Here is a 14,835-nt window from a genome sequence, read left to right as displayed (position 1 = left end):
TGATTAAATCATGTAGGCTTTTTCGTTTTTAAGGTAAGCTTAGAAACAATTTAATTTATTTTTGGGCTATGTCTCTAATTAGTAAGGAATACAATGAAAGATAACCAACCCTATCAAGGTGCATTACTAGGTAGTAAGCGTTTTTTACCGCTTTTTATTACGCAGTTTTTCTCAGCGATAAACGATAACGTGTATAAGCAATCAGTGCTTATTCTATTAATATTTCAGGCTGCAACGCTTGCAGATGGCGCACTTTATTCAAATATTGCTGCTGGGTTATTTATTCTTCCGTTCTTTTTATTTTCAGGGATCGCAGGGCAGCTTGCAGAAAAAACAGAAAAATCAAAATTGATTAGAATCGTAAAACTATGTGAAATCCCTATTATGGTTGTAGGGGCAGTTTCTATTTTAACGCAGTATGTGTGGCTAATGTTAGCCACCGTATTTTTAATGGGCGTGCAAAGTACGTTTTTTGGTCCATTAAAATATTCTATTTTACCGCAGCACGTAGCACCTAATGAATTAACAAAAGCGAATGGTTTGGTTGAATCAGGCACGTTTGTGGCGATACTAATTGGTACAATTTTTGGCACTTATTATATTACTCAATCAGTAGGGCCTACGCTTATAAGTATTGCAGTATTAGTATTGGCCGTGATGGGTTATGTGAGCAGTCGCTTTATACCCACTAGTGAAGCGAACGAGCCTAACTTGAAATTTACCTACAATATATTTTCATCCACAAAAAACGTATTTTCAGCACTTAATTCGCAAACAGAATCAGTTGGTAAATCAGTCCTCGGGATCAGTTGGTTTTGGTTAATTGGCGCCATCGTTTTAACATCCCTACCAAATTATGTAAAACACACAATGGGTGGTGATGAACTGGTTGTAACTAGCGCGCTTGTTGTGTTTTCACTAAGTATTGCTATTGGTTCGTTATTGTGTGAAAAGTTATCTCGTTCTCGTATTGAGCTGGGCATTGTGCCCTTTGGCGCTATTTTAATTACCTTGTTTTTATATTTACTGAGCCAAGAGCCAGCCATTAGCTCTTATTTACCTCAAAACCTTGAATTATTGACGCTTGATCAGTTATTAAAAACAGGCGACATGTTGTGGCATTTTGTATGGATGGCAGGCATTGGTATTGGCTCTGGTTTTTACACTGTACCGCTGTATGCGCTTATTCAACAGCGTACTGAAGAGTCGAGTCGCTCACGAGTTATAGCGGCTAACAATGTATTAAATGCACTGTTTATGGTGGGCAGTGCTGTTTTAAGTATTGTTACGCTGTCTGTTTTTCAGTGGAGTATTTCAGAGTTGCTACTGTTACTTGCTGGGCTAAACTTACTTATCTCTGTTTATATTTATACCAAAGTACCAGAGTTCTTTTTACGATTTATTATATATATTTTAGCTATTTGTATGTACAGAGTGCGTACAAAAGGTGAAAGTAATATACCTGATGCAGGCGCTGCCGTTGTCGTGTGTAATCATGTCAGCTTTGTTGATTGGATGTTTATTTTAGCCGCATCACCAAGGCCTATCCGGTTTATGGTATTTGCCCCTATTTATTATTCGCCGGCCCTACATTGGTTATTTAAAATGGCTAAGGCTATTCCCATTAACAGTGAAAAAACCAATCCAGAAGCGTTTAAAAAAGCCTTTGACGAAGTAGCTGCTGCGCTTAATAAAGGCGAACTTGTTGGTATTTTCCCTGAAGGAAAACTAACCAGTGACGGCTCAGTGGATATTTTTCGCCGTGGAATCGAGCGCATTATTGAGCGCTCACCTGTGCCCGTTATTCCTGTGCACTTAGGGGGTTTATGGGGCAGCATGTTTAGTCGTAAAGCTAAATGGCAATTGCCTCGATTAAAATGGTCTTTGGTGTCGGTTGCAGTCGGTGCCCCGATTGCTGCTGATAAAGTAGTAGCAGATGATTTACGTGAAAAAGTATTGGCTTTAAAAGCGCTTCATTCAAAAGATAGTGACTAATTTAATGATTAACTTAATGGCTAACTCAACATCACATACACCTTCAGAACAACCCATTATAGTTGATGATTTTGTAGCCCCTAAGTGCGACGGGTTTATTGAAATATTATATCAAGATGACGATATTTTACTGATCAATAAACCCAGTGGACTATTAAGTTTATCAGGTAAAAACCCGCTTAACTGGGACTCAGTGCATTACCGCTTAGTAAATGGTCAAAAGGGCTTAACAGCTGCATTTGCAGAGGCTAAGTTACCGCATCGGCTAGATTTGGGCACATCGGGCATTATGATTGTTGGATTAAACGCGATTGCGTCAAAGCACCTTAATAAGCAATTTCAAGCGCGTACTATTCAAAAGCGTTATGTAGCCATATTAGAGGGATGCTTGGCTGTTGATGAAGGGCAAATTACTGCGCCAATTGCTAAAGATAAACTGCTTTTTCCGCGTGTTAAAATTTGCCAATCGACAGGTAAAACAGCGGTGAGTGAATATAAAGTACTTGAGCGGCTCAGGCAACCGTGCAGAACCTTAGTGCAATTTACACCTATTACTGGGCGTACTCACCAATTAAGGATACACAGCCAGTTTATAGGGCACCCAATTTTAGGCTGTGATTTATATAAAAGTGCGCAAAGTGAACATATGGCAGGGCGGTTACAATTACATGCCAGCGATTTATATTTTGAACATCCAACAACAGGTGAAAAGATTCATATTAATTGTCCGCATTCGTTTTAAACAAATTAATGGTTCTTTGTTTTCGTTTCACCTTTTTTAAATTTTTCCCTTGAAGTTCTAACACCTCACCCCATATTAAGTGCATAACGCAGACACTTTGCAAATTGGAGATATATAAATGACTGCAGCACAAAAAGAAACATTAGGCTTTCAAACAGAAGTAAAACAATTATTAAACTTAATGATTCATTCTCTTTATTCTAATAAAGAAATATTTTTACGTGAGCTTGTGTCAAATGCATCAGACGCAGCAGACAAGTTACGCTTTTTAGCATTATCTCAAGGTGACCTTTACCAAGGTGATGCCGATTTACGTGTTCGTATTAGTGCAGATAAAGAAGCAAATACAATTACCATTTCAGATAATGGTATTGGTATGACGCGAGATGAAATCATTAGCTCATTAGGTACTATTGCAAAGTCGGGTACTGCTGAGTTTTTCAAAAACTTAACAGGCGATCAAAGTAAAGATTCACAGTTAATTGGTCAATTTGGTGTAGGTTTTTACTCTGCATTTATTGTTGCTGATTTAGTAACTGTTCGTACACGCAAAGCCGGTGAAACAACCGCATACGAGTGGGAATCTCAAGGTGAAGGCGAATACACACTTCAAGAAATTGAAAAAGAAGGCCGTGGTACCGACATTATTTTACATCTTCGCGATGAAGAAAAAGAATTTGCTGATGACTGGCGCCTACGTAGTATCGTTACTAAATACTCTGATCACATCTCAACGCCAGTACAAATGTTTAAAGCAGAAGTGCCAGAATCTGAAGGTGAAGACGGCGAAAAAATTCCAGCAGTACCAGGTGAGTGGGAAAGCATTAACCGCGCGACTGCATTGTGGACACGCGATAAATCAGAGCTTTCTGATGATGAATACAAAGAGTTTTACAAGCATGTAAGCCATGATTGGGAAGAGCCACTTAGCTGGGCACATAATAAGGTTGAAGGTAAAACTGAATACACTAGCCTTTTATATATTCCTAAAAAAGCACCTTTCGACTTATGGAACCGTGAACGTCAAAGTGGTTTAAAACTTTACGTACAACGTGTGTTTGTAATGGATGATGCTGAGCAATTCATGCCAAGCTACCTTCGCTTTGTAAAAGGCTTACTAGATTCAAACGATTTACCACTGAACGTATCTCGTGAAATTCTACAAGACAACAAAGTAACGCAAGCTATTCGTAAAGGGTGTACATCGCGTATTATTAAAATGCTTGAGCGTATGGCTAAAAACAAAGCTGACGATTACCAAGTATTTTGGAATGAGTTTGGTCAAGTAATGAAAGAAGGCCCAGCTGAAGATGCTGCAAATAAAGAAGCTATTTGTAAGCTACTTCGTTTTTCTTCGACACACACTGATTCAGAAACACAAGATGTGTCGCTTGAGCAATATGTTGAACGCATGAACGAAGGCCAAGACAAAATTTACTACGTAGTAGCTGATACATTCACCGCTGCGAAAAACTCACCGCATTTAGAGATTTTCCGCAAAAAAGGCATTGAAGTATTACTACTAAGTGACCGTGTTGACGAGTGGATGATGAGCCACTTAACTGAATTTGCTGATAAGCAACTACAGTCGATCACACGTGGTGACTTAGATTTAGGTAAGCTTGACGACGAAGAAACTAAAAAAGCGCAAGAAGAGTCTGAAAAAGAAATGGCTGGCCTTGTTGAACGTATTAAAACAGCACTAGGTGATGACGTTAAAGAAGTGCGCTTTACGCACCGCTTAACAGATTCTCCAGCATGTGTTGTAAGCGACGACAACGACATGAGCTCACAAATGCAAAAGCTAATGGAATCTGTTGGTCAAGCAGCCCCTGAAGCAAAACCTGTGTTTGAGCTAAACCCAGATCATCAACTTGTTAAGCACTTAAATGACGAACAAGATGAAGATAAGTTTGCGCAGTGGTCACACGTTTTACTAGATCAAGCACTACTTGCAGAACGCGGTACACTTAAAGATCCAACAGGATTTGTTACTCGCTTAAATAAATTGATGCTTGAACTAAGTAAATAAGCAAATAGCTATTTACTCAGTTAATAAAGTATAAATTATGTACTTTAAATAAAAGGGAACGTGTGTTCCCTTTTTTAATGCCCTGTAAACACCCCAACGGCTCATCAATTAGTATAAGTTGCTTGAGTATCGGCGGCGCTTGTGGAAGAATTCAGGCTTTAAAATAAATATCCATACTAGGGGACAATAATATGCGCATTATTCTTTTGGGCGCGCCGGGTGCAGGTAAAGGTACTCAAGCTCAGTTTTTAATGGACAAATACGGTATTCCACAAATTTCTACTGGCGATATGTTACGTGCAGCAATTAAAGAAGGCACGCCACTGGGTCTAGAAGCAAAAAAAGTAATGGATGCTGGTCAACTAATTTCTGACGATATTATTATTGGTTTAGTTAAAGAACGTATTACTAAAGCGGATTGTGAGAAAGGTTTTTTACTTGATGGCTTCCCACGTACAATCCCGCAAGCTGATGCAATGAAAGAAAATGGCGTAGTGGTTGATCACGTTATTGAATTTGACGTGGCTGATGAAGTCATTGTTGAGCGTATGGGCGGACGTCGCGTTCATCCTGGTTCTGGTCGTGTTTACCACGTTGTTTATAATCCACCAAAAGTGGAAGGTAAAGACAACGAAACTGGGGATGACTTAATTGTTCGCGCTGATGATACTGAAGAAACAGTACGTAAACGTTTAGGTATTTACCACGAGCAAACTATGCCATTGGTTGATTACTATCAAGCAGAAGCGGCTGCTGGTAATACTCAATACCATAAACTAGATGGTACACAAGCTGTTGAAACTGTTAGCCAACAACTTGGTGAACTTTTAGGTTAATTATAAAAGCACATTAAAAAACCGCCAATTGGCGGTTTTTTGTTTTAAGGCTATTTAGCATTGCTTAATTAGTGCTACTTAATGGACTTTACAATGTTTTAAGTTTCTCAATTACGCTGTTGTATTCTGGTTCAGTTGAAAGGCTACTAACTAACTGTTTATAAATGACATTGTGGCTTTCATCTAAAATAAAGACTGTTCGCGTTAGTAAGCCCATATCTTTAATAATCAATCCGTATTTCTGACCAAAATCACGCCAAACAGAATCTGATAACGTAGTGATTTTATCGATATTTTCAGCTTTGCAAAAACGCTTTTGAGCAAATGGTAAATCAGCACTAATTGTTAGCATAACTACACTTGGGAATTGTGAGGCTACTTTTTCATTAAAGTGCTTAGTTTGCAGGCTACAAATGCCGGTATCTAGGCTGGGTACTACACTTATTAATACAGCTTGGCCTTTATAATCCTCAAGTGTCACTGGAATAAAGTTGTCATCAACAACTTTAAAGTTTGGCGCACTATCTCCAATTGAGATACCTTGACCTAATAAAGTGACTGGTTTGCCTTGTGCGGATACTTTTCCTGCATCAAGTGTGTTTTCTGGATAGTCGGCTGCAATAGCCACAGAACAAAATGCACTCAAAGCAAAGGCAAGTGAACGTAACATAAGGTATTTCCTTTTAAATTAACGCAATGGGCGTCAGTGTATTATACTGGGCTATAGTTACCAAGTGATTAAACCTGCTTAATAGAGTGGGTATTAGCTCTGAAATATAAAAATTGTAACTATGCTAAACTTTGATTAACATGAAGTTACAAAAGATATCTTCAATAATAAAAATAAAAACCATCATAAAATGATTTTAATGCTCATTACTGGTTTAGAAACAGAGAGATAATATGTCAACATCGGTATTAATATGTGATGACTCGAAATTAGCTAGACGTCAGTTGGCTCGCTCATTACCTGAAGATTGGGACATTAAAGTTGAATTTGCACTTGACGGCGTTGATTGTATAAAGCAAATAAAGTTAATTGAACCAGAGATACTTTTTCTCGATTTAAACATGCCAGAAATGGACGGTTATGAAGTATTAATCGCTATGAAAGAACAGGGGCTTAATATTCTCACTGTTGTTGTCTCTGGTGATATACAACCAAGTGCACACCAAAGAGTGCTTGAGCTTGGTGCTATCGATTTTATTCAAAAACCATGTTCCCCCGAAAAACTAGCCAGCATAATTGAACACCATGGGATTAAAGATAAAGCCATGCGTGAGCGTCTCTCTCATTCGCTAGGAGAGCAAGTCGACCCTGATGTTCGGGATATATACCAAGAGCTAACTAACGTTGCTATGGGGCAGGCTGGGGATTTACTTGCACGTCTTCTTAATGTATTTGTAGAGTTACCAATTCCTAATGTGAATATTTTGGAAGTTAATGAACTCGATATGGCGCTGCAGTCTATAGATAATAACGCAGCTACATCGGGTGTGTGTCAGGGCTTTATTGGCGGTGGTATTTCGGGCGAGGCGCTATTACTTTTAAATGATTCAAGCTTTAAAGAAATAGCTTCTTTGATGAACTATGACGGCGAGTTAAACGATAAAGTTGAACTTGAGCTGCTTATGGATATTAGTAATATTTTGATAGGCGCTATTTTAACGGGTCTTTCAAAACAGCTCGATATGTCATTTAGCCAAGGGCACCCGATTGTACTTGGCCAACACAGAGATGTATCTGAGTTGGTTAAATCAAACAAGTCACGTTGGCAACGCACCCTTGCAATAGAGATTAGTTACGGTATTGAAAACCATGATATAAATTGCGACCTCATGCTGTTATTTACTGAAGATTCACTTAAAACTTTGAAATACAAAGTTGCTTACCTATTAGAAGATTAAGTTATGGCCGCTGATTTAGAAATGAATGAGATCCATTGGTTAATGGATATGTTTAATACCGTCGATGTAGGCCTTGTGGTACTCGATAGGGATTATAAGGTGTGTGTATGGAATGGTTTTATGGAAAACCATTCAGGGCTTCTACCAAGCGCAGTAAAAGATAAAGATCTATTTGATTTATTTCCTGCAATAGACGAAAAATGGTTTAGAAGTAAATCTGAGTCGGTTTTTGTTTTAAAAAACCGCTCTTTTACGATTTGGGAGCAGCAGCCATACATTTTTAGGTTTAAAAATTATCGTCCTATTACTGGTAAAGCTGATTACATGTATCAAAATGCGACATTTATCCCTCTTACCAATACGATGGGCGAAGTTAGCCATATTTGTATTATTTTGTATGATGTAACAGATGTCGCGGTAAATAAAAAAGAGCTTGAAGAGTTAAATAAAAAATTAGAACAAGTAAGTCAAACAGATAGCTTAACGCAGCTTGCAAACCGTGGACATTGGGAAGGTACGCTACGCCAAGAGTTTTTAAGAGTTAAGCGAAGTGGTGGCTGTAGTACATTATTAATGTTTGATATTGATCACTTTAAAAAAATAAATGATGAATATGGCCATAGCTGTGGTGATGAATCGCTTCGTCATTTATCTAACTTACTACGTACGACGCTGCGCGAGACTGATGTTGCAGGGCGCTATGGCGGTGAAGAGTTTGCAGTGACATTACTTGATACAGACAAAGAAGGCGCTTTTATATTTGCTGAGCGTTTAAGGGTATTGATTGAAACTAACCCTGTTAAGTATAAACACTTTGAAATAACAATGACGGTAAGTATAGGGCTGGCTGGTAGCAGTAATGATTTTAAAAATCATGAGCGCTGGATAGAGGCTGCAGATAAAGCACTGTACCAGTCTAAAAATACAGGGCGAAATAAAGTAATAGCCTACGAAGATATAAAAAATGACGCTTAAGCGTCATTTTTATATCCAGAATTTAAAGTTAAATAATACCGTGTTTTTACAATTTGCTGAGCAAACCCAATCAGTATGAAAATTGTATTGCCCTTTATTATTGTGTTGTGTGTCGAGAGTCATCTATTGGGCATTGACCAATCATTGAAACCTCACCAGAATTTGACTCTTGCTCTAGTTTTACTTTAAAGCCCCATAATCTGTAAAGATGCTTAAGCACTTCCTCGTGCGAGTTTGCTAAAGGAATATTGTTATGAGGTACATAGCGTAGGGTTAATGAACGGTCACCTCTAATATCAACATCATACACTTGAATGTTAGGCTCATGATTACTTAAATTGTACTGCGCTGAGAGTGCTTCTCTCACTGCCTTATAGCCGTTGTCGTTATGTATTGCGCCAATCTCTAAATGGGGATTATTAGTATGGTCAATAATAGTAAATAATTTAAAATCACGAATTAACTTAGGCGATAAAAACTGGCTAATAAAACTCTCATCTTTAAAGTTTTCCATTGCAAAATGCAGTGTATCTAGCCAGTTACTACCTGCATATTCAGGAAACCAGCGTTTATCTTCTTCAGTTGGGTGTTCACATATTCTGCGAATATCAACCATCATATTAAAGCCTAAAGCATATGGGTTAATACCTGAATAATATTTACTGTTATAAGGTGGCTGATAAACTACGTTGGTGTGGCTTTGTAAAAACTCTAACATGAAAGAGTCGGTGAGCTTTCCCTCATCATATAAGTGATTAAGGATGGTGTAATGCCAAAAAGTTGCCCAGCCTTCGTTCATTACTTGAGTTTGTTTTTGTGGGTAAAAGTATTGCGAAATTTTACGAACAATACGTATCACTTCACGTTGCCAAGAGTCCAGTAATGGGGCATTTTTTTCAATAAAATACAAAATATTTTCTTGAGGTTCAGAAGGGAAATGGCGGACTTTCTTTTTGGTTTCTTGCTGTTGCTCAGGAATAGTTCGCCATAATTCGTTTACTTGCGATTGAAGGTAGTCTTCGCGCTCTTGTTGGCGTTTTTGCTCTTCAAATAGCGATATTTGTTGTGGACGTTTGTAGCGATCGACCCCGTAATTCATTAATGCATGACATGAGTCGAGTAGGGCTTCTACTTGTGTAATACCATGCTTTTCTTCACAGCGGCTTATGTAGTTTTTAGCAAATACCAAGTAATCAATAATTGAACCTGCATCGGTCCAGGTTTTAAATAAGTAATTACCTTTAAAAAATGAGTTATGTCCGTAACACGCATGTGCCATTACAAGCGCTTGCATAGGTAGGGTGTTTTCTTCCATTAAGTACGCAATACAAGGGTCTGAATTTATCACTATTTCGTAAGCGAGACCCATTTGTCCGCGCTTATAATTTTGCTCTGTTTGAATGAACTTTTTACCGTACGACCAATGACTGTAGCCAATAGGCATACCAACACTTGAGTAAGCATCCATCATTTGCTCTGCGGTTATCACTTCAATTTGATTAGGGTAGGTGTCTAACCTATAGTGAGCTGCAACACGAGCAATTTCACCTTGGTACTCATCTAATAAATCAAAGGTCCAATCTGGGCCATCACTCAATCGTTTATCATTCATAATGTTACCTCGCTTTTGGCTATGCAGAGTTTTGCTGTTGACGACCTTTTTTAAATAGCTCCCTAAAAATTGGGTAAATATCTTCAACGCTTTGAATATGCTGTATGGCGAAATTATTATGGCTGTGTGTTATAGATTCATATTCGCGCCATAGGCTTTGATGAGCACGAGTGGTTATTTCAATATAAGCAAAATAACGTACTGCGCTTAAGAGCTTATTACGTAATATTTCACCACACTGCGGGGTGTCGTCCGCCCAGTTATCGCCATCAGAGGCTTGTGCGGCGTATACATTCCACTCATTTGCGTGATAACGCTCTTTTATTATTTCGTTCATTAATTTAAGAGCGCTCGAAACAATAGTGCCGCCAGTTTCTTGGGAGTAAAAAAACTCTTGTTCGTCTACTTCTTTAGCTTGTGTGTGGTGGCGAATATAAACAACTTCTATGTCTTTATAGCTGCGTGTTAAAAATTGATAGAGCAAAATATAAAAACGCTTTGCCATGTCTTTTGTTGGCTGATCCATTGAGCCTGACACATCCATAATACAAAACATCACGGCTTTGCTGGTGGGGTGAGGGCGCTTTTCGTAATTACGAAAACGTAAATCGTAGTTATCAATAAACGGGACCGATTTAATTTGCACTTTTAATGCTGCAATTTCTTTTTGTAATAAAGCAATTGCCGCTTTATCGTTATGTGGACCAGCAAGCAGCAGAGCAAGTTGTTCTTCGAGCTCTTTTAAACGGCGTTTTTTACCTGCACTCATGGCAACACGCCGTGCAAGCGAGCCTTGAAGAGAGCGGACAATGTCAATATTACTTGGCATGCCGTCGCTACAAAATCCTGCGCGATGGGTTTTCATTTGCACTAACTTATCAAGTTGGTTTTCTTGTAAGTTAGGAAGTTCTAGATCTTCAAACAGTAAATCAAGGTATTCCTCTTTTGATATTGAAAATACAAACTCATCTTGTCCCTCGCCCGAATCGCTGGCGTCACCTTCACCGGCACCACCGCCTTGTCCGCCTTTAGGGCGCTCAATTTTATCACCTGTAGAAAACTGATCGTTACCAGGGTGAATTTGTTCTCTATTCCCGCCTTGCCCTTGATGGAATGTAGGTTCGCTGATATCGCGTTGTGGAATAGAAATACTCTCACCAGAGCTTGAATCGGTAACGCTGCGTTTGTTAATCGCATCTGAAACCGCTTCTTTAATTTGTTTTTTATAGCGCCTAATAAAGCGCTGGCGATTAAGCGTACTTTTATTTTTTCCGTTTAAACGCCTATCTATAAAATGCGCCATATTGACCTCCTATATACTACGACTATGAAGGTTATTGCGATTTTCTAACCCGTAAATACCACTCAGAAAGCAAGCGAACTTGTTTTTGTGTATAGCCTTTTTCGACCATACGGTTCACAAAGTCTTCGTGCTTTTGCTGATCCTCTGCAGACGTTTTAGTATTAAACGAAATAACGGGTAGTAAATCTTCGGTATTAGAGAACATTTTTTTCTCAATCACCGTGCGTAGTTTTTCGTAGCTTGTCCATAGTGGGTTTTTACCATTGTTGTGTGCGCGGGCACGCAGTACAAAGTTCACTATTTCATTACGAAAATCTTTAGGATTAGAAATACCCGCTGGCTTTTCTATTTTTTCAAGTTCAGCGTTTAGCGCTGCGCGGTCAAATAGTTGTCCTGTATCGGGGTCTCGATATTCTTGGTCTTGTATCCAAAAATCTGCATAAATAACATAACGGTCAAAAATATTTTGTCCATATTCCGAATACGATTCTAAATAAGCGGTTTGCAGTTCTTTACCTATAAACTCGACATATTGTGGAATTAAATAGCCTTTTAAAAAGCTTAAATAACGCTCTTCTATTTCACTTGAAAATTGCTCGCGCTCTATCTGTTGCTCAAGCACATAGAACAAATGCACCGGATTTGCAGCAACCTCAGTGGTATCAAAGTTAAACACTCGGGATAAAATTTTAAACGCAAAGCGCGTAGAGAGCCCCGTCATACCTTCATCAACACCTGCGTAATCACGATACTCTTGATACGATTTTGCTTTAGGGTCGGTGTCTTTTAGGGTCTCGCCATCGTATACCCGCATTTTAGAATAGATACTTGAATTTTCTGGCTCTTTTAAACGTGATAGCGTCGTAAATTGCGCCAATGTTTTAAGTGTACCCGGTGCACATGGCGCGTTGTATAGCTCGCTGTGCTCAAGTAATTTGTCGTAAATTTTAATTTCTTCAGTTACACGTAAGCAATAAGGGACTTTTACAATATAAACACGGTCTAAAAACGCTTCGTTGTTTTTATTGTTTTTAAAGGTTTGCCACTCAGACTCATTCGAGTGAGCGAGGATCATGCCATTAAAGGGCAGGGCACTAATGCCTTCTGTGCCGTTATAGTTACCTTCTTGGGTTGCGGTAAGTAAAGGATGCAGCACTTTAATAGGCGCTTTAAACATTTCTACAAATTCCATCAGCCCTTGGTTAGCTAAACATAAAGAGCCAGAGTAGGCGTATGCATCAGGATCGTTTTGGGCAAAGTGCTCAAGCTGGCGAATATCGACCTTACCAACCAGTGCTGAAATATCTTGGTTGTTTTCATCTCCTGGTTCGGTTTTGGCAATGCCTATTTGGTTTAAAATAGAAGGGTAGCGTTTAACTACTCTAAACTGGCTAATATCACCATTGAACTCTTTTAAGCGTTTGCCAGCCCAAGGCGACATAATGGTTTTTAAGTAGCGCGGTTTAATACCGTATTCTTGCTTAAGTACGTCTGCATCTTCGATAGGATCAAACAAGCAGAGGGGGTGATCGTTTACAGGAGAGCCTTTAATTGAATAAATAGGCACTTGTTGCATTAAATACTTTAGCTTTTCAGCAATGGATGATTTACCCCCACCAACAGGTCCAAGTAGATAAAGCACTTGTTTGCATTCTTCTAGCCCCTGAGCCGCATGTTTTAAATAAGAGACTATTTGCTCAATGGCGTCTTCCATACCATAAAAATCAGCAAAGGCAGGGTAGCGCGCAACTACTCTATTTGAAAATAATCGACTTAGTCGTGCATCCGTTGCGGTATCTACCATGTGTGGTTCGCCAATTGCCATGAGTAGGCGTTCTGGTGCGCTGGCGTAGGCAGACTTATCGGTTTTACAAATCTCAAGAAATTCAGCGATACTGTATTCTTCTTCCTGTGCCGCTTCGTATCGTGCTTGGTAATGCTCAAAAATCGTCATAATAACCTCCGAAACCCGCTGTAAAAAGGTGCTTACCTTTTAAAGTCTAGTCACGAATGTGTATTTTTGTGCAATAAAATTAAAAATTTAAGTGAAAAAAGATCATGTACTAAAAGTGCTTTATTAAATGATGAGGCGCTTAGGTGTGGTAAACAACAAACAAAAAAAGACGCCTAAGCGTCTTTTTTACATTAGCGTTTAAAGGCTAATTAAGCGAAGTTAGCGTTCGCGAATTCCCAGTTAACAAGCGACCAAAAACCTTTAAGGTAATTTGGACGAACGTTACGGTAATCGATGTAGTAAGCGTGTTCCCATAAATCCACTGTAAGGATTGGAGTAACGCCATCATCAGTTAATGGTGTAGCAGCGTTAGATGTATTAACGATGTCTAGTGAACCATCAGCAAGCTTAACTAACCACGTCCAGCTTGAACCAAAGTTATTTACTGCTTTGTCATTTAATGCATCTTTAAACGCATCAAAAGAACCCCATTTAGCGTTGATTGCATCAGCAACTGCGCCAGTAGGCTCGCCGCCGCCGTTTGGAGATAAGCTGTTCCAGTAAAAAGTATGGTTCCAGATTTGTGCTGCGTTGTTAAATACGCCGCCTTCTGATGAACATACGATCTCTTCTAGAGATTTGTTTTCAAACTCAGTACCAGGGATTAAACCATTAAGCTTAACCACGTAAGTGTTGTGGTGTTTGCCATGGTGAAACTCTAGCGTTTCTTTTGAAATATGTGGCTCAAGTGCGTCGATTGCATATGGTAGTGACGGTAGTTCAAATGCCATTTTTTTATCTCCATCTTCTTTGGTTGATAGTCCATTTGGTAATACGTAATGCCTGGTGAAACAGAGCAGTTACCTATACCAAGCGGTAATATAGTGTTACTATAATTGTTGAGTATTTTACTCAAGTTTAAGCAAACAGCAATGCTATTGCGAAAGACTATTTCAATTGCGGCTTTATTTGCCCATTTTAAGTTATATATTTGTGGTCACGATGAGTTATTTTCAAGACCTAAATATATTTAGCTATCGTTACTTTGAGGTTGTAGATGGAAACCATTGATAAAATTAAACAGCAAATTTCAGAAAATCCAATAATCCTTTTCATGAAAGGGTCACCAAAATTACCAAATTGTGGTTTTTCTTCACAAGCATCGCAAGCGTTAATGTCATGTGGTGAACCATTTGCATACGTTGATATTTTACTTAATCCAGACATTCGTGCTGAGCTTCCAGCATACGCAAATTGGCCAACATTCCCACAACTTTGGGTAGATGGCGAATTAGTTGGTGGTTGTGACATTATTATCGAAATGTTTCAACGCGGTGAATTACAGCCGTTAATTACTGAAACTGCTGCTAAATACAAAGAAGCTGACGCAGAGTAATTTATTACTCAACCTGAGCTCAGGTTATTAAGCTCTTTAAACACAAAGCCACTTTTTAAGTGGCTTTGTTGTTTTTAATTTA

At 38.8% G+C, this 14,835-nt stretch carries 12 protein-coding genes; 7 read left to right on the top strand and 5 right to left on the bottom strand.

Features of this window, described 5'->3' with window-relative positions; all coding sequences use genetic code 11:
* Positions 1-93: 93 nt before the first annotated feature.
* From H5120_RS02775 to adk, 4 genes are all read left to right on the top strand, one after another.
* Complete coding sequence (locus H5120_RS02775; protein WP_182673525.1) at positions 94-1,995, top strand: MFS transporter; 1,902 nt, start codon at positions 94-96, stop codon at positions 1,993-1,995.
* Positions 1,996-1,999: 4 nt separating this feature from the next.
* Positions 2,000-2,737: an RluA family pseudouridine synthase gene (locus H5120_RS02770; RefSeq protein ID WP_182673524.1), complete on the top strand. Its 738-nt coding sequence runs from the start codon at positions 2,000-2,002 to the stop codon at positions 2,735-2,737.
* Positions 2,738-2,855: 118 nt separating this feature from the next.
* Positions 2,856-4,769, top strand: a complete 1,914-nt coding sequence (htpG, locus tag H5120_RS02765; RefSeq protein WP_002962320.1) for a molecular chaperone HtpG — start codon at positions 2,856-2,858, stop codon at positions 4,767-4,769.
* A 191-nt stretch (positions 4,770-4,960) separates the two neighbouring features.
* Entirely contained in the window at positions 4,961-5,605 is a 645-nt protein-coding gene (adk, locus tag H5120_RS02760) for an adenylate kinase (protein ID WP_039487425.1), read from the top strand.
* An 88-nt stretch (positions 5,606-5,693) separates the two neighbouring features.
* Here adk and tpx read toward each other — a convergent pair whose 3' ends face one another.
* Positions 5,694-6,275 carry a thiol peroxidase gene (tpx, locus tag H5120_RS02755; RefSeq protein WP_002962322.1) on the bottom strand — a complete coding sequence of 194 codons (582 nt, stop codon included), beginning with the start codon at positions 6,273-6,275 and terminating at the stop codon, positions 5,694-5,696.
* Positions 6,276-6,508: 233 nt separating this feature from the next.
* On the opposite strand from tpx, the gene H5120_RS02750 reads away from it, so the two are divergent.
* Together H5120_RS02750 and H5120_RS02745 are read left to right on the top strand one after the other, a co-directional pair.
* Positions 6,509-7,513 carry a response regulator gene (locus H5120_RS02750; RefSeq protein ID WP_024590825.1) on the top strand — a complete coding sequence of 335 codons (1,005 nt, stop codon included), beginning with the start codon at positions 6,509-6,511 and terminating at the stop codon, positions 7,511-7,513.
* 3 nt (positions 7,514-7,516) lie between these two features.
* Positions 7,517-8,488 (top strand): diguanylate cyclase, encoded by a 972-nt coding sequence (locus tag H5120_RS02745; RefSeq protein WP_182673523.1) that lies wholly within the window; start codon positions 7,517-7,519, stop codon positions 8,486-8,488.
* Positions 8,489-8,585: 97 nt separating this feature from the next.
* Here H5120_RS02745 and H5120_RS02740 read toward each other — a convergent pair whose 3' ends face one another.
* The 4 genes from H5120_RS02740 to H5120_RS02725 all read right to left on the bottom strand — a co-directional run bounded on the left by H5120_RS02740 (position 8,586) and on the right by H5120_RS02725 (position 14,148).
* The gene (locus tag H5120_RS02740) at positions 8,586-10,100 is read right to left on the bottom strand and encodes a SpoVR family protein (RefSeq protein ID WP_182671670.1); all 1,515 of its coding nucleotides are present in this window, start codon (positions 10,098-10,100) and stop codon (positions 8,586-8,588) included.
* Between the two features lie 19 nt (positions 10,101-10,119).
* The gene (locus tag H5120_RS02735; protein ID WP_182673522.1) at positions 10,120-11,403 is read right to left on the bottom strand and encodes a YeaH/YhbH family protein; all 1,284 of its coding nucleotides are present in this window, start codon (positions 11,401-11,403) and stop codon (positions 10,120-10,122) included.
* 31 nt (positions 11,404-11,434) lie between these two features.
* Positions 11,435-13,357, bottom strand: coding sequence for a PrkA family serine protein kinase (locus tag H5120_RS02730; protein WP_182673521.1), 1,923 nt, complete (start codon positions 13,355-13,357; stop codon positions 11,435-11,437).
* Between the two features lie 209 nt (positions 13,358-13,566).
* Complete coding sequence (locus tag H5120_RS02725; RefSeq protein ID WP_182673520.1) at positions 13,567-14,148, bottom strand: Fe-Mn family superoxide dismutase; 582 nt, start codon at positions 14,146-14,148, stop codon at positions 13,567-13,569.
* 266 nt (positions 14,149-14,414) lie between these two features.
* Between H5120_RS02725 and H5120_RS02720 the strand changes: the two genes are divergently transcribed.
* Entirely contained in the window at positions 14,415-14,753 is a 339-nt protein-coding gene (locus H5120_RS02720) for a Grx4 family monothiol glutaredoxin (RefSeq protein ID WP_004335359.1), read from the top strand.
* Positions 14,754-14,835: the final 82 nt, after the last annotated feature.

The sequence above is a fragment of the Pseudoalteromonas sp. SR43-2 genome (assembly GCF_014163885.1).
In the GTDB taxonomy this organism is placed as follows: Bacteria; Pseudomonadota; Gammaproteobacteria; order Enterobacterales; family Alteromonadaceae; genus Pseudoalteromonas; species Pseudoalteromonas distincta.
The sequence above is the reverse complement of the archived record's forward strand: the minus strand, read 5'-3'. Positions and strand labels throughout refer to the sequence as shown.

Excerpts from the sequence above, each read along its gene's own strand:
- adk (WP_039487425.1), top strand. The coding sequence starts at position 4,961 with ATGCGCATTATTCTTTTGGGCGCGCCGGGTGCAGGTAAAGGTACTCAA.
- H5120_RS02750 (WP_024590825.1), top strand. The coding sequence starts at position 6,509 with ATGTCAACATCGGTATTAATATGTGATGACTCGAAATTAGCTAGACGT.
- H5120_RS02740 (WP_182671670.1), bottom strand. The coding sequence starts at position 10,100 with ATGAATGATAAACGATTGAGTGATGGCCCAGATTGGACCTTTGATTTA.
- H5120_RS02725 (WP_182673520.1), bottom strand. The coding sequence starts at position 14,148 with ATGGCATTTGAACTACCGTCACTACCATATGCAATCGACGCACTTGAG.
- htpG (WP_002962320.1), top strand. The coding sequence starts at position 2,856 with ATGACTGCAGCACAAAAAGAAACATTAGGCTTTCAAACAGAAGTAAAA.
- H5120_RS02720 (WP_004335359.1), top strand. The coding sequence starts at position 14,415 with ATGGAAACCATTGATAAAATTAAACAGCAAATTTCAGAAAATCCAATA.
- H5120_RS02735 (WP_182673522.1), bottom strand. The coding sequence starts at position 11,403 with ATGGCGCATTTTATAGATAGGCGTTTAAACGGAAAAAATAAAAGTACG.
- H5120_RS02770 (WP_182673524.1), top strand. The coding sequence starts at position 2,000 with ATGATTAACTTAATGGCTAACTCAACATCACATACACCTTCAGAACAA.
- tpx (WP_002962322.1), bottom strand. The coding sequence starts at position 6,275 with ATGTTACGTTCACTTGCCTTTGCTTTGAGTGCATTTTGTTCTGTGGCT.
- H5120_RS02745 (WP_182673523.1), top strand. The coding sequence starts at position 7,517 with ATGGCCGCTGATTTAGAAATGAATGAGATCCATTGGTTAATGGATATG.
- H5120_RS02775 (WP_182673525.1), top strand. The coding sequence starts at position 94 with ATGAAAGATAACCAACCCTATCAAGGTGCATTACTAGGTAGTAAGCGT.
- H5120_RS02730 (WP_182673521.1), bottom strand. The coding sequence starts at position 13,357 with ATGACGATTTTTGAGCATTACCAAGCACGATACGAAGCGGCACAGGAA.